General features: G+C 65.2%; 11 protein-coding genes. 6 read left to right on the forward strand and 5 right to left on the reverse strand.

Translation table 11 applies throughout. The features are described 5' to 3' along the window. Positions 1–100 precede the first annotated feature (100 nt). The gene (locus KCG88_RS14005) at positions 101–5,248 is read left to right on the forward strand and encodes a DNA repair ATPase (RefSeq protein WP_210712566.1); all 5,148 of its coding nucleotides are present in this window, start codon (positions 101–103) and stop codon (positions 5,246–5,248) included. A gap of 36 nt (positions 5,249–5,284) precedes the next feature. After that, the gene (locus tag KCG88_RS14010; protein ID WP_047335785.1) at positions 5,285–5,974 is read left to right on the forward strand and encodes a phospholipase D-like domain-containing protein; all 690 of its coding nucleotides are present in this window, start codon (positions 5,285–5,287) and stop codon (positions 5,972–5,974) included. Between the two features lie 28 nt (positions 5,975–6,002). Here the strand turns inward: KCG88_RS14010 and KCG88_RS14015 are convergent, their stop codons facing one another. After that, the gene (locus tag KCG88_RS14015) at positions 6,003–7,727 is read right to left on the reverse strand and encodes a hypothetical protein (RefSeq protein WP_210712567.1); all 1,725 of its coding nucleotides are present in this window, start codon (positions 7,725–7,727) and stop codon (positions 6,003–6,005) included. 104 nt (positions 7,728–7,831) lie between these two features. After that, on the reverse strand, positions 7,832–9,568 hold the full coding sequence (locus tag KCG88_RS14020) for a hypothetical protein (protein WP_210712568.1): 1,737 nt from the start codon (positions 9,566–9,568) through the stop codon (positions 7,832–7,834). Positions 9,569–9,787: 219 nt separating this feature from the next. Here KCG88_RS14020 and KCG88_RS14025 point away from each other — a divergent pair, with 219 nt between their 5' ends. The 3 genes from KCG88_RS14025 (at position 9,788) to KCG88_RS14035 (ending at position 13,614) form a co-directional block, all read left to right on the forward strand. Continuing rightward, positions 9,788–10,330: a YaeQ family protein gene (locus tag KCG88_RS14025; protein ID WP_011059467.1), complete on the forward strand. Its 543-nt coding sequence runs from the start codon at positions 9,788–9,790 to the stop codon at positions 10,328–10,330. A gap of 57 nt (positions 10,331–10,387) precedes the next feature. Beyond that, positions 10,388–12,097 (forward strand): single-stranded-DNA-specific exonuclease RecJ, encoded by a 1,710-nt coding sequence (recJ, locus tag KCG88_RS14030; RefSeq protein WP_072451195.1) that lies wholly within the window; start codon positions 10,388–10,390, stop codon positions 12,095–12,097. A gap of 410 nt (positions 12,098–12,507) precedes the next feature. Beyond that, a complete protein-coding gene (locus KCG88_RS14035) occupies positions 12,508–13,614 on the forward strand; it encodes an NADH:flavin oxidoreductase/NADH oxidase (RefSeq protein WP_047284073.1) in 1,107 nt (368 codons plus the stop codon). A gap of 203 nt (positions 13,615–13,817) precedes the next feature. On the opposite strand, the gene KCG88_RS14040 is transcribed toward KCG88_RS14035, so the two are convergent. Next, positions 13,818–15,437, reverse strand: a complete 1,620-nt coding sequence (locus KCG88_RS14040) for a glucan biosynthesis protein D (protein WP_047284074.1) — start codon at positions 15,435–15,437, stop codon at positions 13,818–13,820. Between the two features lie 200 nt (positions 15,438–15,637). On the opposite strand from KCG88_RS14040, the gene KCG88_RS14045 reads away from it, so the two are divergent. Next, positions 15,638–16,171: a GNAT family N-acetyltransferase gene (locus KCG88_RS14045; RefSeq protein WP_210712569.1), complete on the forward strand. Its 534-nt coding sequence runs from the start codon at positions 15,638–15,640 to the stop codon at positions 16,169–16,171. Here KCG88_RS14045 and KCG88_RS14050 read toward each other — a convergent pair. Both KCG88_RS14050 and KCG88_RS14055 read right to left on the reverse strand, forming a co-directional pair. Further along, positions 16,168–17,361, reverse strand: coding sequence for a DUF418 domain-containing protein (locus KCG88_RS14050; protein WP_210712570.1), 1,194 nt, complete (start codon positions 17,359–17,361; stop codon positions 16,168–16,170). The two genes, KCG88_RS14045 and KCG88_RS14050, sit on opposite strands and share 4 nt — an antisense overlap. A 147-nt stretch (positions 17,362–17,508) precedes the next feature. Then, a complete protein-coding gene (locus tag KCG88_RS14055; protein ID WP_241774807.1) occupies positions 17,509–18,531 on the reverse strand; it encodes a hypothetical protein in 1,023 nt (340 codons plus the stop codon). Between the last annotated feature and the right edge of the window lie 22 nt (positions 18,532–18,553).

Here is an 18,553-nt window from a genome sequence, read left to right on the forward strand (position 1 = left end):
GCAGGTGTCAGGCGGCGGGTTTCAGCTGGCTTCAGGTGCCGGGCTCCAGGTTTGAGGAGCCCGCTTTTTTGCACACCGCCGTAGATCCAGGAAGGCCACGATGTCGGACGCTCAAGTCGCAACTCCCCCACAGGACGTATTGGATAAGGCCGTCGCCGAAGGCGGCGCCTATGAGGTGCTGCACAAGCGCCTGCTGGACCAGGGCCAACGCCTGCGGCAGACCACGGATGGCCTCAACCAGAGGCGTCTCGACGAGTTCGGCAACAGCCGCATGGAAGTGGTCGGGCGGGTGCGCATCCGTACCGAGAACAACTGCATCGCCCGGGACATCGTCCAGGTGGGCGACTGCCTGCTGTTCGGCTACAACGTGTTCATCGGCCTGAAGAAGGAAACCAGCGTCGCCGACGTGTTTTCCCTCTACCGGCTGGTGGAAGAGGGCGAAGGCTACGAAGCCGAGCCCGTGCCCCTGGAAGGCAGCTTTTTGGCGGCCCAGGGCTTCCTCAACGATTTCAACGAGCTCTATACCTATTACAAGAACACCCGCCTGCTGCAGCTGGCGATCCGTGACGGCAAGCTGCTGGCAAGTTTCCAGATCGGCGAGCGCGTCACCGATGTGCGGGTGTTCCGCTGGTCGATCTCGGTGGACGGACGGGACGTCCGTTACATCGACAACCGGGGCGAACGGGATATCGCCCTGCCGGCGCCCTTCGATTTCGAATGGAAGAAAGCCACCCGCGAGATGGTGGTCGAAGGCCGCTTTCCGCACCTGAACATCCTCGACACGGTGTTCGTCGAGACCATCGGCGGCGACCTGACCATCAAGGTCGAGAACAACACCGAGTCGGGCCTGGGCATCTATCGCGAAGAGGTGCTGGACAAGACCCAGTCGCTGGACGACTCGCAGATCGAGTTCGCCCGCCTGGGCAGCCTGATCCTGCTCAAGGTCCTGCCGTACCGCGAAGAGCAGTGGCGCTACCTGGTGTTCAACAGCCTGACCCGCCAGGTGGAGCGCATCGACGCCATCGGCCTGGCCTGTGTGCAGCTGCCGGAAGACCACGGGATCATCTTCCCCGGCGGCTACTACCTGCAAAGCGGCGAGTACAAGACCTTCGAGCAGTCCATGGAGGGCATGCGCTACAAGCGCTCGGTGCGCTCGCCCAACGGTGAGGATGTGCAGTACATCTTCTACCACCCGGAGCAGGGCCGCTCGGTGCTGCTGACCTACAACATGATCAACCGCCAGTTGCAGAACCCGCTGTTCGGCCACGGCTATGCGCGGCTGGAAGACGGGCGCATGGTGATCTTCGCTGCCGAAGGCGACGAGCCGACCCGGGTTCACCCGATGCAGGTCTGGCAGACACCGTTCTTCACCGAGGAATACGCCGCGCGGCAACCGACCCGCAGCGGTTTCCTCGGGCGCATCGGCAACGCCGAACTGGTGCGCAGCGTGTCCGACCTCTACGACCTGTGCCGCGAGATCGACACCCCGGCAGTGTCGGTGCAGCGCTATTCGCTGCTGTGCCAGAACACCCGGCGGCTGTTCGATGTGTACCACTGGCTGGGCAGCGACGAGCTGGACGGCCTGGCCCCGTTGCTGCGCGAGGTGGCGTCCACCTCGGAGCTGGTGCTGGACGAATACGAGAAGGTCGAAAGCATCCGCCGCCAGTCGGACCAGGCCATGGTGGCCGCCGAGGCCAAGCAGAAAGCCCTGCTGGACAGTCTGTTGGTGGATAGTTGGGATCAGGTGCAGAGCTTCGTCGATGCGCTGAACGGCATCACCACCCAGCGCGGATTGCTGCTGACCATTCGCGACTACCGCTACATCGACGTAGCGCGCATCGACGCCATGGAAGCCGAGCTGCTCAAGGCCCAGGAACGCACCGCCGCCGGCACCGCGACCTTCCTCGCCAGCGATCAGGCCCTGCAACCCTTCGTCACCCAGCTCGAAACCCTCGACGCCCAGGCGCAGAAAGCCGAAACCGTGGCCCAGCTCAGCGAGCCCCTGGGCGCCCTGCAAGCCATGGCCGGCGACCTGGACATGCTGTCGAGCCTGATGGCCTCGTTGCAGATCGACGACGCCACCCAGCGCACCCGGATCATCGAATCCATCTCGCAGATCTACGCCCGCCTGAACCAGGCCAAGGCCCGCGCCGAACAGCGGCGCAAGGCCCTGGGTTCGACCGAGACCGTGGCCCAGTTCGGCGCCCAGTTCAAACTCTTCAGCCAGGGCATCACCAACGCCTTGGCCCAGGCCCAGGACCCCGAGCGTTGCGACGAGCAGCTGTCGCGCTTGCTGGTGCAGCTTGAGGAGCTGGAGAGTCGCTTTGGCGATCACGAACAGTTCCTCGGTGACATCCTCGGCAAACGCGAGGAATTGCTGGAAACCTTCGAGGCCCACAAGCAATCGCTGCTCGACGAGCGCCAGCGCAAGGCCCAGGGCCTGCTGGATGCGGCGCGGCGGATTCTCGACAGCCTTGGCCGGCGCACCGCCAAGTTCACCCAGGCCGAGGAGCTCAATGCGTTCTTCGCCGCCGACCCGCTGATCCTCAAGCTGCGGGAGCTGGCCGAGCGCCTGCGCGAGCTCAAGGACAGCGTCAAGGCCGACGATGTCGAGTCGCGCCTCAAGGGCGCCCGGGACCAGGCCGTGCGTGCCCTGCGCGACAAGACCGAGCTGTTCGAGGAGGGTGGCAACGTCATCAAGCTGGGGCCGCGCCATCGCTTCAGCGTCAACACCCAGGAGCTGGACCTGACCCTGATGCCCCGGGGCGATGAACTGCACCTGCACCTGACCGGCACGGATTTCCTCGAACCCCTGCGCGACCCCGAGCTGGAAGCCCTGCGCGACTTCTGGCAGGTAGCCCTGGAGTCGGAATCGGCCCAGCTGTACCGCGCCGAATACCTGGCCGGGCAGGTGCTGGACGCCGCCGACCAGGGCCAGGAAGGCCTGAGCCTGGAAAGCCTGAAACCCTTGCTGGCGCACCCCGAGGAGTTGGCGCGGGTGATCCGCGACTTCGCCGCGCCGCGCTACAAGGAAGGCTACGAGAAGGGCATCCACGACCACGACGCCGCAGCGATCCTGCTGCAACTGCTGCCCCTGCGTGACAGCGCCGGCCTGCTGCGTTTCGGCGCGGCGGCGCGGGCCTTCGCCGCGCTGTTCTGGGACCGCCAGCAGCACCAGCCGCAACCGCAGCAATGGGCCGAGCGGGCCCGCACCAGCCGGCATATCCAGCAACTGTTCGGCCGTCGTGAAGGCTTGCTGCAGTTGCAGGAGGAAATCTTCCTGGCGCTGCAGGACTGGCGCCAGCAGCAGGCCTTCAGCCTGCCGGCGGAGCTGCTGCCGGAAGCCGCCGAATACCTGGTGCAGGAGCTGGCGGCGGAGCGTATCGAATTCACCTTCAGCAAGTACGCCAGGCAGTTGCAGGAAGCCCTGACCCTGCGCCTGCAAGGCGCGCGCATGTGGGACGACTATCAGCAGGCCTTGGCGCAGCTGGCAGAGCGGCCCGCCGCGCAATGGGCCCTGGCCGGCAACTGGCTGTCGGCTTTGTGCGCCGAGGGCGAGTTCGCCGAATGGAGCGACTACGTGCCCGAGGCCGTGGCCCTGTCACTGCTGCGGGACGACTTTGCCAAGCGCATCACCGAAGTCGACCTGCGCTTCAGTGTCGGCAACCTGATGGGCGAACACCCGCGCATCCAGGAGCGCAGCCTCTCCCTTACCGTGGACGGTTTCTTTGCCCGCCTGCGGGCCCACCGCGAACAATTCCTGCCTGGCCTGCAGCGTTACCAGGCGCTACGCCAGGGCATCATCAGCCGCGAGCGCACGGCCCTGCGCCTGAGCGAATTCAAGCCGCGGCCGCTCAGCTCGTTCGTGCGCAACAAGCTGATCAACGATGTGTACCTGGGCTTTATCGGCGACAACCTGGCCAAGCAGATGGGCACCGTGGGCGAGAACAAGCGCACCGACCTGATGGGCCTGTTGATGCTGATTTCGCCACCGGGCTACGGCAAGACCACCCTGATGGAGTACGTGGCCCACCGCCTGGGCCTGATCTTCATGAAGATCAACGGCCCGGCCCTGGGGCACCAGGTGCGTTCCCTCGACCCGGCCCAGGCGCCGGACGCCACCTCGCGCCAGGAACTGGAGAAGCTCAACCTGGCCCTGGAGATGGGCAACAACGTGATGCTCTATGTCGACGACATCCAGCACACCCACCCCGAGTTCCTGCAGAAGTTCATCTCGCTGTGCGACGGCACCCGGCGCATCGAAGGCGTGTGGAAAGGCCGTACCAAGACCTACGACATGCGCGGCAAGAAGTTCTGCGTGGTGATGTCGGGCAACCCGTACACCGAGTCCGGCGAGGTGTTCAAGATCCCCGACATGCTGGCCAACCGGGCCGACATCTATAACCTCGGCGACACCCTGGGCGGCATGCAGGAAGCCTTCGCCCTGAGTTACATCGAGAACGGCCTGACCTCCAACCCGGTACTGGCGCCCCTGGCCACCCGCGACATGGCGGACGTCTACCGCTTCGTCGCCAAGGCCGAGGGCAAGGCCTTCTCCAGCAACGAGCTGAGCCACAGCTACAGCGGTGCCGAGATCAACGAGATCACCACCACCCTGCAACGCCTGATGCAGGTGCGCGACGTGGTGCTGCGGGTCAACCAGCAGTACATCGCCAGCGCCGCCCAGGCCGACCAGTACCGCAGCGAGCCGCCGTTCAAGCTGCAGGGCAGCTACCGCAACATGAACAAGATGGCCGAGAAGATCTCGGCGGTGATGAACGACGCCGAGCTCCTGCAACTCTTGGCCGACCACTATCAGGGCGAATCCCAGCTGCTGACCACCGGTGCCGAAGAGAACCTGCTCAAGCTTGCCGAACTGCGGGGCAACCAGACCCCGGAGCAGAAGGAGCGCTGGACCCAGATCAAGCGCGACTTCGTGCGCAACCGTTCCATGGGCGGCAGCGACAGCGATGTCGGTACCCGCGTCGTGGCCCAGCTCAACGATCTGGTGGAAGGCGTGCGCGGCCTGGCCCGGCCCGCGCCGCAGCAAGGCATGCGTGAAGTGCTGGAGAACCTCGCCGAGCACCTGGAGCAGAGTTTCCTGCCGCTGCTCAAGGTCATGCACAAGAAGATCGACGTCGACCTGCACAGCCACCAGCGCATTGGCGACATTGCCACGCGCCTCGACGAACTGAGCCAGATGCTCAGTAACGGCGAGGTTCCGACCCTCAAGGACTCCCAACCGTAGGAGCCGGCTTGCCGGCGAACAGCCAAGGATCACGACATGGATTTTGCCCACCTGGACCAGCAACTGCGCGACAGCCTGCTGGACCTGAAACTGAGCAACGAAGAGCGCGACGAACTGCGCCAGCTGGGCAGCGAACTGGGCAGCGACCAGGTGCGCTACCTGCGCAACCGGGCCTTTGATCTGGTGCGCGAGCTGGCGCTGACAGACAGCGCCAATGTGCTGCCGGCGCTGAAATGGCTGGAGCAGGTGATCAAGACCCTGGACACCCACAGCGCCCCGGTGCGGGACATGGCCAGCGCCCACTTCAGCCCGGGCGAGGATTGCCGGCGCAAGATCCGCGACCTGTGCCGCCAGGCGCGAGTCTCGGTGGATATCTGCGTGTTCACCATTTCCGACGATCAACTGAGCGACGAAATCCGCGCCTGCCACCAGCGCGGCGTGGCCGTGCGGGTGATCAGCGACAGCGAAAAACAGTACGACGTCGGCAGCGATATTGCTGCGCTACGCGAAGCCGGGGTGCCAGTGCGGATCGACGACACGCCGTTCCACATGCACCACAAGTTTGCCGTATTCGATGGCCGGACCCTGCTCAACGGCAGCTTCAACTGGACCCGCAGCGCCACCACCGGTAATGAGGAAAACCTGCTGGTGATCGACCATCCGCAACTGGTGGCCAGTTACCTCAAGGAGTTCAACGAACTCTGGAGCCGCTACGCGCCGCGTTAAGGCGTGCAGCGGCGGGCCTCATACGGCCTTAGGCGGCGTTCGGGTAACCCCAGGCGCTCTCGGCGGCTAGGCTGTCGATCAGCTTCTGGCGCAGCTCATGGGCTTTTTCCGGTGCACTCTGGCTCAGGGTTTCCAGGGCCAGGTGCAACTGCTGCACCGGGTTTTCGCCGATAAACAGGTTGCGCAGTTCCAGGCCGGCAATCGCCTCCTCGAAGCGTTGCTGGCGGATATGGTTCAACACCATGGCCTGGCTCAACTGGCTGGCATAGGCCGCCAGCTGTTCCAGGCGAGTCTTTATCTCGGCGGCTTTTGCCTGATCGTCGATGTAGACGTAGCTCAGCGCCAGCTGTTCCAGGAAGAAGGTTTTTTCCGCAGGGTCCAGCGTCGCATTTTGACTGTCGTCGTCGAGCGCTTGCACAGCCTGATCCAGCAGTTCGCCGGCTTGCCGGGTGTGTTCCAGGTCGTGTAGCAGCTTGGCCTGCAACGCCAGTTTCATCGGACGATCGGCGTATTCGAGCTGGGTGTTGAGATGCGCCATTTCCTCCAGGTTGTTGCGGATCAGCCAGCTGTCGCGGCGCAGGCGCGGCAGGGCGGCCTGCACCCGCAGTTGGGTTTCCAGGATCAGCAGGCGCAACCACGGCCATTGCTCATCGCCACGCAAGGTCTCCAGTGCCAGCAAGGCTTGCTCCAGCAGATGGGCGCACCATTGCGAGTGTTCCTCGACGTAGGTCCCCCACAGACAGACCAGGCACCAGATACGCTGCGAGGGCGAAACGGCGCAGGCCTGCAAAGCCGCCTCGGCCTCGGCCATTTCATTGCGCCCGACATGCCAGTTCAGCAGGCTCAACAGCAGCTCGCTGGCGTAGCTTTCCGGCACCTGGGCGATCAGCCGTGGAGCCAGATCCGGGCGGTTGGCGTCCAGGATCAGCTTGAGCAACGGCGGGAAACCGAAGTAGTCGTCAGGCTCGGGGTTCTGCGCCAGCAGTTCGAACCCGGTATCGAACTCCCCGGTTTCCATGAGCAAGGTCACGACGATGATCTGGGCCGATCCGGGCAACTGCGCGGCCATGGCCGGGAACTGCGCGTCCTGCCCCTGGGCGCGGTACTCGCGCAGGGTCTGTTCCACTTCATGCAGGTCCAGTTCATTGGCCGGCTGCTTCAGCAGCAGTTGCCAGGCCAGGCCGATGCTGATGGCGGCTTTGTCGGCCAGGCCCAAGCTGCGTTGCAGGGCAGCCAACTGCCGATGCTCGCTGGCGGAGTCCTGGCTCAATTGCTCGACACCGAAGGTCACCAGCAAGGCGCGGGCCTGCTCGTGTTCACCGCTGGCCACCAGCAATGGTATGCGCAGCATGGGCGCTGACGGCAGAGGTTGATGCAGGCGCTCCAGCAGGCTCAGCACAGCCTGCGGGCCGTCCTTGTCGAGCAGGGTTTCGAGCAGTTGGTTCAGGGCCATGGGTTGGTAGGTTTCATCGAGTTCGGCCAGAACCTCCAGGGCCTGCTCCTGGTCGCCTTGTCGGTACAGCGCCGCAGGTATCTGCATCAGCCCCAGTTGCCGGGCTTTGCCCGTCAGACGCTGGGCCAGTTGCAAGCCCACTTGCGGTTCGATGGCGCTCAGGTGCGCCGCGCGATTGATCTGCGCTGCCTCGTCCAGGGTGATGCCCAGGTCATTGGCGGAGCTGCGGCTCTTGTGGGCATACACCACCAGCAGCGAGATCACGCCGGTAATGAGCAGCAGGATGATAAGCACTTCCATGATTCGGTTTTCCTTGGCGGCGGGTCGTGGCCTGGCGCGTTGCATGGGGTCGTCCTGGACGACCGGGTTGCAGCCAGGCGTATGTCAGCTCGGGGGTGGGGCGGTCAAGTCGCCTGAGAGGTGCGCCAGGCCATCCCGCTGCTGAACCGCTCCATCAGCTGTTGCTGAAGTTCGCTGGCCCGCTCGGGGGCCCGTTGGTGCAGCTCCTCCAGGGCCTGATACAGGCGCGATAAAGGCTTCTTGTCGCTGAGCAGGACGCTCAGGTTCAGGGCTTCGATGGCCTGGGCGTAACGCTGGTGCTCGATGTGATTGAGCAGCAGGTCCTCTTCCAGGTCGCGACTACCGGCCTCCAGGCTGTGCAATCGATCCTGCAGGACCTGGGCCTGCTGCGCCTCGTCGATGCTCAGGTAGGCGCTGGCGATGTCCTCCAGGTAGAAGGTTTTGTCCATCTCATCGACCTCCGGCAGGCGGTCGCTGTCCAGCAACTCCAGGGCCTGCTCCAGCAGGGTCCTGGCCTGGGCCGTTTGCCCCAGGTCGTGCAGCAGCCTGGTCTGCTCGCGAATGCACAGCAATTGCTGTTCGCCGTCTTGCTGCTGATGCAAGCGCTGCCATTCCTCAAGGCTGCTGCGCACCAGCCAACTGTCCCGGCGATGGGCCGGCAGTCGGCTTTGCAGCTGTAGCTGGGTGTGCAGGGCCTGCATGCGCATGCCGCTCCAGAACTCCTGGTCATTCTTGTACCCGTCGATCTGTTGCAGTGCCTTGGCCAGCAGTGCCTCGGCCCATTGCGGCTGGGTGGCGTGGTGCTGTTCACAGAGACTGAGCATCAGCCCCGGATGCTGGCTCGGTTCAGGTTCCAGGCTCAGCAGCAACGCTTCGGCCTCTGCGGTCCGGCCTTGTGTCGCCAGATGGCTCAGCAGGCTCAGCAGCAGGCTGTAGCGATGCAGGTCGGGGGCCTTCTCCAGCAGGCGCAGGGCGTTGTCGATGGGCGGCATGGCCAGGGCCAGGTCCATCAGTTCGCTGTGGGTGGTGGAGTAGAGGTCTTCGCTGATGGGGGTCAGCAGGTTGAGGGCAGCGTCCAGTTGAGCGGCCTTGATCAGGGCGGCGACTGCCTGGGCCCGTTCTTCTGCCGGCAGTGGCGCGGCCCGGGTGAGGATCGTGTCGAACTGCCCCAGGGTTGCGCAGGCTTCGAACAGGCTGCGCAGCGTCGACTGGCGATGTCCGTCCTCGGATTGGTCAAACGCCGACCAGGCGAGCTCGACGCTGGCCAGCGCCGCGTCCTGCATCCCGGCCTGATGCTGCAGGCGCGCCAGGATCAGCAGGTTGCCGATGCTCTGGCGTTCATGGGCGGCCGCTTGGCGCGGGTCGCTCAGTTCGCCCAGCACGGCCAGGGCCCGCTCCTGTTCGCCACGGGCCTGGAGGATACGCACTTGCAGCAGCGGCCAACTGGGCAGGGACTCCCCCCAGTTCTCCAGGAGTTCCAGGCAGGCCTGGGTATCGTCGCTGTCGAGCAGGGTTTCGATCAGGGTATTGAGCACGTAGTCCCGGGCGTGAGACGGCAGTTGCTGGTACAGCTCCCGGGCCTGGGTTTTGTGGCCTGCCAGGTAGAGCTCGCTGGCCACCAGTTGCAAGGCCAGTTCCCGGGCTTCGCCGGGTAGCGTCTCTGCCAGTTTCAGCGCCAGCAGCGGTTCGGCCTTGCTCAGCAGCAGGGTCTGATTGATCTGCGCGGTGAGGTTGCCGGTCTGTTCCAGGTACTGCTGCTGGTCGGCGGTTTTCTGGCGCAAGTACAAAATCAGTGCGATGAACAGCAGCACGATGACAAGCAGGGTGACAAAGAGGGTCATGGACGTCCTTTTCTATTGAACTGCGGCGTTGGAGCGATGCGCGCCAGCTGATTCGCGCGGGGTTTATAAAACCCGGGCGGCAGGCTGGCAACCGACTTTACCGAGGCAATGCATTTCAGCGGATTTCAGCGCCAGGGCCGCTGGCCGGTCAGCGGTCGGGCAGGGCGGCAGGTTTCGGGTTAGACTTGCCGCCTTTTCGCACACTCAAGAAGCCCGCACATGGCCCAGCCGTCCACCACCTACAAATTCGAACTGAACCTGACCGACCTCGACCGTGGGGTCTACGAAAGCGTCAAGCAGACCATCGCCCGTCACCCTTCGGAAACCGAAGAGCGCATGACCGTGCGGCTGCTGGCCTACGCCTTCTGGTACAACGAGCACCTGTCGTTCGGTCGGGGTCTGTCGGATGTGGACGAGCCGGCACTGTGGGAAAAGAGCCTGGACGACCGCGTGCTGCACTGGATCGAAGTCGGCCAGCCGGACGCCGATCGCCTGACTTGGTGCTCGCGCCGCACCGAGCGCACCAGCCTGTTGGCCTACGGCAGCCTGCGGGTCTGGCAGACCCGGGTGCTGGACGCGGTGAAGAACCTGAAGAACCTCAATATCGCCGGCGTGCCCCAGGAGGTTCTCGAAACCCTGGCCAAGGACATGCCACGCGTCATCAAGTGGGACGTGATGATCAGCGAAGGCACGATCTTCGTCACCGATGATCGCGGCCAGCACGAAGTGCAGCTGGAATGGCTGCTGGGCGAGCGCGGCTGATTGCCCGCTCCGCCCCTGAACGATCCACCGTCCCCCCAGAGAAGTTGCTGTTAGCCCATGCGTATCGAACCCCGTGAGTTGCCCGCCGTCCTGCCCTTTCTCGGCGATCTGCCGCCACTGCTGACCCGCCTTTATGCCGCCCGTGGCGTGCAGTCGGTGGAGGAGCTGGACAAGAGCCTGGCGCGGCTGATCCCGTATCAGCAGCTCAAGGGCATCGATGCCGCGGTGGACCTGCTGGTGACCGCCCTGGACCAGCGCCAGCGCATCCTCATCGTCGGCGACTTCGACGCCGACGGTGCCACTGCCAGCACCGTGGGCCTGCTGGGCCTGCGCCTGCTGGGCGCGGCCCATGTCGATTACCTGGTGCCCAACCGCTTCGAATACGGCTACGGCCTGACCCCGGAAATCGTTGCCGTGGCCCTGCAGCGCGAGCCGCAGTTGCTGATCACCGTGGACAACGGCATCTCCAGCGTCGAAGGCGTGGCGGCGGCCAAGGCAGCAGGCTTGCAAGTGCTGGTCACCGACCACCACTTGCCCGGCCATGAACTGCCCGCGGCGGACGCCATCGTCAACCCCAACCAGCCGGGCTGCGAGTTCCCGAGTAAGGCCCTGGCCGGGGTCGGGGTGATCTTCTACGTGCTGATGGCCCTGCGCGCCCGTTTGCGCAGCCTGGGGCGCTATGAAACCCGGCCGCAGCCAAACATCGGCGAGCTGCTGGATTTGGTGGCCCTGGGCAGCGTGGCGGACGTGGTGCCCCTGGATGCCAACAACCGCATCCTGGTGCATCAGGGCCTGGAGCGGATTCGCGCCGGTCGCGCGCGGCCGGGGCTCAAGGCGATTCTCGAAGTGGCCAAGCGCGATCATTCGCGCATCACCTCCACCGACCTGGGCTTTATCCTCGGTCCGCGGCTCAACGCCGCCGGGCGCCTGGACGACATGAGCCTGGGCATCGAATGCCTGCTCAGCGACGACGTTTCCGCTGCCCGGGCCATGGCCGCCCAGCTCGACGAACTGAACCAGGATCGCAAGTCCATCGAGCAGGGCATGCAGCGCGAAGCGTTGGCCCAGCTCAAGGAGCTGCCGGTGGAATCCATGCCGTTCGGCCTGTGCCTGTTCGATGCCGACTGGCACCAGGGGGTGATCGGGATTCTCGCCTCGCGCCTGAAAGAGCGGTACCACCGGCCGACCATCGCCTTTGCCGATGCCGGCGACGGCATGCTCAAGGGTTCGGCGCGCTCGGTGCCGGGCTTCCATATCCGTGACGCCCTGGACGCCGTGGCCGCGCGCCATCCACAACTGATCAGCAAGTTCGGCGGCCACGCCATGGCCGCCGGCCTGTCGCTGCCGGAGCAGAACTTCCCGGCCTTTGCCGAGGCCTTCGACGAAGAAGTGCGGCGCCAGCTGCGCGAAGAAGACCTCACCGGGCGCCTGCTGTCGGACGGCACCCTGGCGGTGGAAGAGTTCCACCTGGAACTGGCCCGCGCCCTGCGCCACGCCGGCCCCTGGGGCCAGCATTTCCCCGAGCCGATGTTCCATGGCGTGTTCGAACTGGTGGAGCAGCGCATCGTTGGCGAACGCCACCTGAAAGTGGTGCTGCGCAGCGAATGCGGCTCGCTGAAGCTGGACGGCATTGCCTTCGGCATCGACCGCGAAGTCTGGCCCAACCCGACCATCCGCTGGGTGGAGCTGGCCTACAAACTCGACCTCAACGAGTTCCGTGGCCAGGAAACCGTGCAGTTGATGATTGCCCACATCGAACCGCGCTGACCTACGAAAGGGCGCCGGGCCTTGCCTTGTGCGTCCTCACCACCTTCCCCCGCCTCTGCTGGCAACCCCTGTAGCCGCTGCCTAGCCTGTGGCGAGGCTGCGAAAAGGCCCGCAGGGCCTTGCCGGCAATCTTGCGCCGACCTCTGAGGGCCTTTGAAGCCCCACGTCTGCTACGCAGCCGATCGCAGCCTGCGGCAGCGGCTACAAGGGGAGCAGCGCCTTTTTTGCCCGGGCACGCATCAGGAACCCTGCCGGCGACAGTGTTGTCGACTAGTCTCTAAGCACTGTCTGATTGGCCTTGTGACCTTTTGTCATTCTTCTACCCGCGGGGGCGGGCGCTTCACTTCGCAGTCACTCGTCGACCGTTCAAACAGAACCCTGGAGCCTGACCATTGACCGAGAGGTGCCCCATGAGTCTGCTGCTTGAACCCTATACCCTGCGTCAACTGACCCTTCTCAACCGCATCGCCGTGTCGCCCATGTGCCAGTACTCGTCGGTGGACGGGTTGGCCAACGACTGGCACCTGGTGCACCTGGGCAGCCGCGCCGTCGGCGGCGCCGGGTTGATCTTCACCGAGGCCACGGCGGTTACCGCCGAAGGCCGGATCACCGCCCAGGACCTGGGGCTGTGGAACGACGCGCAGATCGAACCCTTGCAGCGCATCACCCGTTTCATCACCGCCCAGGGCGCCGTGGCCGGCATCCAACTGGCCCATGCCGGACGCAAGGCCAGTACTCACCGGCCCTGGCTCGGCAAGTCCGGCAGCGTCAAGCCCGAGGACGGCGGCTGGGTGCCGGTGGGGCCCTCGCGGATTGCCTTCGACCCTCAGCACACGCCGCCCACCCAGCTGGACCAAGGGCAGATCGATGAGATCATCCAGGCCTTCGTCGCGGCAGCCAAGCGCGCTCTGGTGGCCGGTTTCAAGGTGGTGGAAGTGCATGCGGCCCACGGCTACCTGCTGCACCAGTTCCTCTCGCCCCTGAGCAACCAGCGCCAGGACCAATACGGTGGCTCGTTTGAAAACCGCATCCGCCTGGTGTTACAGGTGACCGAGGCGGTGCGCAAGGTGTGGCCCGAGGAGTTGCCGCTGTTTGTGCGGGTGTCGGCCACCGATTGGGTGGAAGACGGTTGGAACCCGGACGAGACCGTGGAGCTGGCGCGACGCCTCAAGGACCTGGGGGTGGACTTGATCGATGTGTCGTCCGGCGGCACCGCGGCCAATGCCGAGATTCCCACCGGGCCGGGCTACCAGACGCGCTTTGCCGAGCGGGTGCGCAAGGAGTCGGGGATTGCCACGGGCACCGTGGGAATGATTACCGAACCGGCCCAGGCCGAGCACATTTTGCGCACCTGCCAGGCGGACATCATCTTCCTGGCCCGGGAGCTGCTGCGCGACCCGTACTGGCCGCTGCATGCCGATGACGACCTGGGCGGGCGCAAGGCGACCTGGCCGGCGCAGTACCAGCGGGCCACCCACAGGGACCAGCCGATTCATGAGTCGGATTTGCGCGATTAGGCTTTTGCCGATGTAAAAAAACGGCCCGTTTGGGCCGTTTTTTGTGCCTGGCTTCGCTGGCAAGCCAGCTCCTGCGCGGGGAGTGTGGCCTGTAGGAGCCGGCTTGCCGGCGAAGAGGCCCTGGAGGCGGGCGCTTTAGGTACCGACGCCTTCGCGGGCAAGCCCGCTCCTACGGGGAGCAGCGGGCCGGGGCTGGCAGCGGGTCATGGGTATTTGCGCTTGTCCGGTGCCGGCGGGAAGTACTGGTACAACCAGGTCTCGCTCAGGGTTCGGTCGTTGGTGCGGATGAACAGCCGCAACTCCACCGGTTCGACGCTGTCGTTGGTCGGGTACCAGTCGAAGAGGATGCGGTAGCCCTTGATCTCGTCCAGCACCAGCACGCTGAAGTCCTTGACCTGGCCATTGGAGGCGGTGACCACCGGCTCGATGCCGGTGCCCGCTGGCAGGCGGTCGAGGCCGCCGCCGGTGAAGTCCACGGCAAAGCGCCGTGCCCAGGCTTGCGGGTAATGCTCGCCCGGGGCCCAGCCTTCGACGAAACCGCCCATGCCGGAGCGGGTGGCGTGTACCCGCGCCAGGGGCGTGCCCACGGGTGGCAGGGCGCTCCAGTAGAGTTTGTAGCCGTAGTTCAGCGAGTCCCCGGCGGCCACCGGATTTTTCGGCGTCCAGAAGGCCACGATGTTGTCCAGGGTTTCGCCCGTGGTGGGAATTTCCAGCAGGTCGATGCTGCCTTCGCCCCAGGCGGTGGTGGGCTCGACCCACAGGCTCGGGCGGCGGCTGTACCAGTCCACGGTGTCCTGGTAGCTGGCGAACTCGTGGTCGGTCTGCACCAGGCCGAAGCCTTTCGGGTCCTTGTCGGCGAAAGCGTTGAATTGCAGGTTCGCCGGGTTGTTCAGCGGGCGGCAGATCCACTCGCCGTTGCCGCGCCACATGGCCAGGCGGTCGGAGTCGTGGATCTGCGGGTGGATGGTGTCGCACATGCGCCGTTCGTGGGTGCCGCAGCTGAACATGCTGGTCATCGGTGCAATGCCCAGTTGCTCGATGGCGGTGCGGGCATTGATGTGGGCGTCGACGTCCATCACCACGCGCTCGGCCTGGCAGTCGATGTCGAAGCGGTAGGCACCGGTGGCGCTCGGCGAATCCAGCAGGGCGTAGACCACGAAGCGGGTGCTGTCCTTGTCCGGGGTCTCGAACCAGAACTGGGTGAAGTCGGGGAATTCCTCGCGGCGCTTGGCGTAGGTGTCGATGGCCAGGCCACGGGCCGAGAGGCCGTACTGGCCGGTGGCGTCCACGGCGCGGAAGTAGCTGGCACCGAGGAAGGACACCACGTCGTGCTTGTCCAGTTCCGGGGCCTTGAACAGCTTGAACCCGGCAAAGCCCAGGTCGCCCTTGAGCTGGGCGGTGTCGACGCTGGTGTTCTGGTAGTTGAACAGTGGCGGGCGGAAGTGCACCTCCCGGGCCTGGCGGGTCTTGGGGTCGACACTGTGCATGCGCACCGGCTGCTTGAAGCCCATGCCGACGTGGAAGAACTGCACGTCCAACTGCCCGTTCAACTCGTTCCACAGCGAGTGCTTGCTGTCGTACTGGATGGCGTTGAAATTCTGCGGGGTCATCTTCGCCAGGGTGGGCGGCAACACCTGCTTGGTGTCCACGTACTGGCTGGCGGCAAGTTGCTTGGCCTGGGCCTTGAGCTGGTCGAAATCGAACGCCTGGGCCTGGCCATCAGCGGCGCCGGCCCAGGCGCGGGCGGCCAGCAGACCGCTGGCCGAGAGGCCGGTATAGGCCGCCAGGGCCATGGAGGCTTTGAGGAGATTCCTGCGGTGCATGGTTGAACCTTGATCAGAGAAAGATCCCAAGCCGTTCCTGGCTGCGTGGGGGGATCGCGAGGGGTGGTTCGGTCATGCCATCGGCCAAACGCAACGGACTATAAACAGACGCTGGATAGAATAAACGGTTCGCCAAGCGCAGAAAAATGATTAGCTTGTGTCCATTGGTAACCGCCCGATCACCTTCAGGAACTGCTCCCATGCTGCACCCGCGCTTGCTCGGCGAAGACGATATCCCCTTGCTCAAATGGATCGACCGCGCCGAGGTCATCGATGAGTTCTACCGCCTGGATAATGGGCAATTGAGCCGCTACGCCCAGCATGAAGTGGTGCAGGGCTGGCCGGAGGGCGAGGCCGAGCATGACGCGCTGATCTTGCAGCAGTGTTACCGGCGTGGCGGTTGGCTGTACGGGGTGTTCGACGGCCCGGCGCTGGTGGCCGCGGTGGTGGTGGATTGCCTGCCGATCGCCTGTGCCGGGCTGGATCTGCGGCAGTTGAAATTCCTCCATGTGAGCCAGGCCTATCGCGGCCTTGGCCTGGGCCGTCAGTTGTTTGCCCTGGCCCGGGAGCAGGCCCTGGTCCTGGGGGGGCAGGGCTTGTATGTGTCGGCCACGCCGTCGCGGCATACGGTGGATTTCTACATGGGCCTGGGCTGTGAACTGCTGGCCACGCCCGCCCCGGAACTGCTGCGCAGCGAGCCCGAGGACATCCACCTGTACCTGCGCCTGGCCTAGGCCACCAGGCGCTTGCGCCAGCTTGGCCAGGCCGCGAGGGTCACGGCCCGCAGCAGCCACTCGCAGGGACCGTACTGGTGGCTGCGCAACCACAGGGTGCTGAGCTGCATCTGCAGCAGGTAGATGGCAACCACCAGCAGCACAATCCACAACGGCGGCAAGTGGTTGACCAGCCCCAGCCCGTAGCCGGTGAACAGCAGCCCCAGAATCAGCGATTGCAGCAGGTAGTTGCTCAGCGACATGCGCCCCAGCGGCGCCAGCCGTCGGCACAGGCGTTGGCCCGGGGCCGAGCTGAAGGCCTTGAGCAGCAGCATGGCGTAGCTGGCCGAGAGCAGTGGTGCGGTCAGTTGGCTGATGCCGTAGCCGAGCACTTCCAGGCCGCCACCGGGCGCATAGGCCGCCCAGTAGCCGTAGAGCAGGGCGCCACCCAGGCCCAGTGGCAGGCTGATCCTCAGCAACCATGTCAGGTGCGGTTCGAAGGCGTAGGGCGCCACCAGCAGCTTGTTGCGCCCCGCCACATAACCCAGCAGGAACATTGCCAGGGTGCTGGGGCCCTGCAGCAGCCACAGCGCGGAGGCGGTTTCCAGCAGGTGCGAGGCGTTATAGGCCAGGGTTTGCAGGGCGCTGCCGCTCAGGGCCAGGTCCTTGAGCAGCGGCCCGCCATCGGCGGCGCCGGTGTAGAGGCCGGCCTCCAGCAGGGTGATGCTGAACAGCAGGAACAGCGCCGCCGTGCCGCTGATCAACAATGCTGCCAGGGCCGCCGCCCAGCGGACCGACAAGCCGCGCAGCATCAGCAGGACCAGCCCCAGCACGGCGTACAGCGAGAGAATTTCGCCATAGAACAGCAGGGCGCCGTGGATCAGGCCGATCACCAGCAAGGCCAGTTGCCGGCGCAACATGCGCGGCACCAAGCGTTTCCCCGAGCGTTCGGCGGAGGTCATCTGCAAGGTGAAGCTGTAGCCGAACAGGAACGAGAACAGCAGGTAGAACTTGGTCTCGAAGAACACCGACACCAGCCAGCGAACCAGGTGGTCAAGGCTACTGGCGTAGCCCGGGTTGCTCACCGACGAGGCGTAGTACGGATCGGCGAAGGACCAGATATTCACCGCCAGGATGCCCAGCAGGGCGAAACCGCGCAGGGCGTCCACCTGCTCCAGGCGCGCTGCTTGCGTCGCTCCCAAGGCCGTCATCTGCGGGGTACCGGCAACAGCAGCGGTGAAAGCGGGGTACAGCGCATGGAACGGACCTCCGGGGTTGATCGAGCCAGAGGCTCAATTAACCCGATCAGGCCGGGGCCCAGCTATGGGGATTTTGTTAAAAAGCGTCAAGAGGCGGGCTCAGCTTCCCGCCTGTGCGGGCGCTGAAGGTTCCAGGCACTGGGCGCCGCTGGCCGGCATCTCGTTCTTTTTGCTCCACCAGGTCAGGGGCCAGAGGCTATGCAGGTCACCGCGCTTGAGTGCTTCCTGGTGACAGGCCAGGGCCCTGGGTCTGTCGGTGACGCCCCACTGGCCATCGGCATAGCCACTGCCCAGGTAGTAGAAGGCGCTGCCTGAATCCAGTTCCCTGGCGGTGCGCAGCACCAGCTCTTCGGACTTGCGCGGCTGCTGGCATTGGGTGATCGAGCCATCGCCGACCGGGTCGCAGTAGTACATGGACAACATCAGCGCCGCCTCGGCATCGGTCTTGGCGTAGGGCAGCAGCAGTTCTTCCGGCTCCCCCGGCTTGAGCGCCGGGGCCATGCCCGAGTAGCCCAGGCTGACCGCCTGCACCGCGGCCTTGGGGGAGCCGTGGCGGGCGGCATCGAGCAGGATGCGTTGCCCGAGCTCGAAGAAGTACGCGGTCAGCGGGTACTGCTCGCGTCCGCCGTAGCCCAGGAACAGGTCAGCCTTGCGCATCTGTCGCTGCAGGGCGCTTTCGCCTGCGGGGGCGTTGTGTGTGAGCAATTGGTCCATGGACCACTGCTCGACGCGCACCAGTTGCCAGCAGGCACCCTGTTCAAAGACGAAGGCTTGCACCACATCGCCCAGGGAATCGTTGACCACCAGGGTATTGCCCTCCCAGAAGCTCTGCAGGCCAGCTTCGGCCTGGGCCTTGGGGGCGAGCCGGGTCAGCAGGTGGCGGGTGTCGCCCGTGAGCTTGTATCGCGCGGTGACTTCCCGGCCGCGCTCGTCAGTGATCGGCCGTTGCTCGACCAGTGGCACGGCAGTGAATGCCTGCTGCAGTTCCGGGCTGCTGGCAAAGGCCTGGGCAAAGACCTTCAGGTCGCTGGACGGGCAGGCAGGTGCGGCGGCGGCATGGGCGGCGGCACCGAGCATCAGGCTCAGGGCGATCAGGTGCAAACAGCGACGGGGGGTGGGCATCGGCAGGGTCATCCGGGGGCGA

This window comes from Pseudomonas sp. MWU349, assembly GCF_017947325.1.
GTDB lineage: Bacteria > Pseudomonadota > Gammaproteobacteria > Pseudomonadales > Pseudomonadaceae > Aquipseudomonas > Aquipseudomonas protegens.

Excerpts from the sequence above, each read along its gene's own strand:
- KCG88_RS14040 (WP_047284074.1), bottom strand. The coding sequence starts at position 15,437 with ATGCACCGCAGGAATCTCCTCAAAGCCTCCATGGCCCTGGCGGCCTAT.
- KCG88_RS14010 (WP_047335785.1), top strand. The coding sequence starts at position 5,285 with ATGGATTTTGCCCACCTGGACCAGCAACTGCGCGACAGCCTGCTGGAC.
- KCG88_RS14025 (WP_011059467.1), top strand. The coding sequence starts at position 9,788 with ATGGCCCAGCCGTCCACCACCTACAAATTCGAACTGAACCTGACCGAC.
- KCG88_RS14035 (WP_047284073.1), top strand. The coding sequence starts at position 12,508 with ATGAGTCTGCTGCTTGAACCCTATACCCTGCGTCAACTGACCCTTCTC.
- KCG88_RS14050 (WP_210712570.1), bottom strand. The coding sequence starts at position 17,361 with ATGACGGCCTTGGGAGCGACGCAAGCAGCGCGCCTGGAGCAGGTGGAC.
- KCG88_RS14020 (WP_210712568.1), bottom strand. The coding sequence starts at position 9,568 with ATGACCCTCTTTGTCACCCTGCTTGTCATCGTGCTGCTGTTCATCGCA.
- recJ (WP_072451195.1), top strand. The coding sequence starts at position 10,388 with ATGCGTATCGAACCCCGTGAGTTGCCCGCCGTCCTGCCCTTTCTCGGC.
- KCG88_RS14015 (WP_210712567.1), bottom strand. The coding sequence starts at position 7,727 with ATGGAAGTGCTTATCATCCTGCTGCTCATTACCGGCGTGATCTCGCTG.
- KCG88_RS14005 (WP_210712566.1), top strand. The coding sequence starts at position 101 with ATGTCGGACGCTCAAGTCGCAACTCCCCCACAGGACGTATTGGATAAG.
- KCG88_RS14055 (WP_241774807.1), bottom strand. The coding sequence starts at position 18,531 with ATGCCCACCCCCCGTCGCTGTTTGCACCTGATCGCCCTGAGCCTGATG.
- KCG88_RS14045 (WP_210712569.1), top strand. The coding sequence starts at position 15,638 with ATGCTGCACCCGCGCTTGCTCGGCGAAGACGATATCCCCTTGCTCAAA.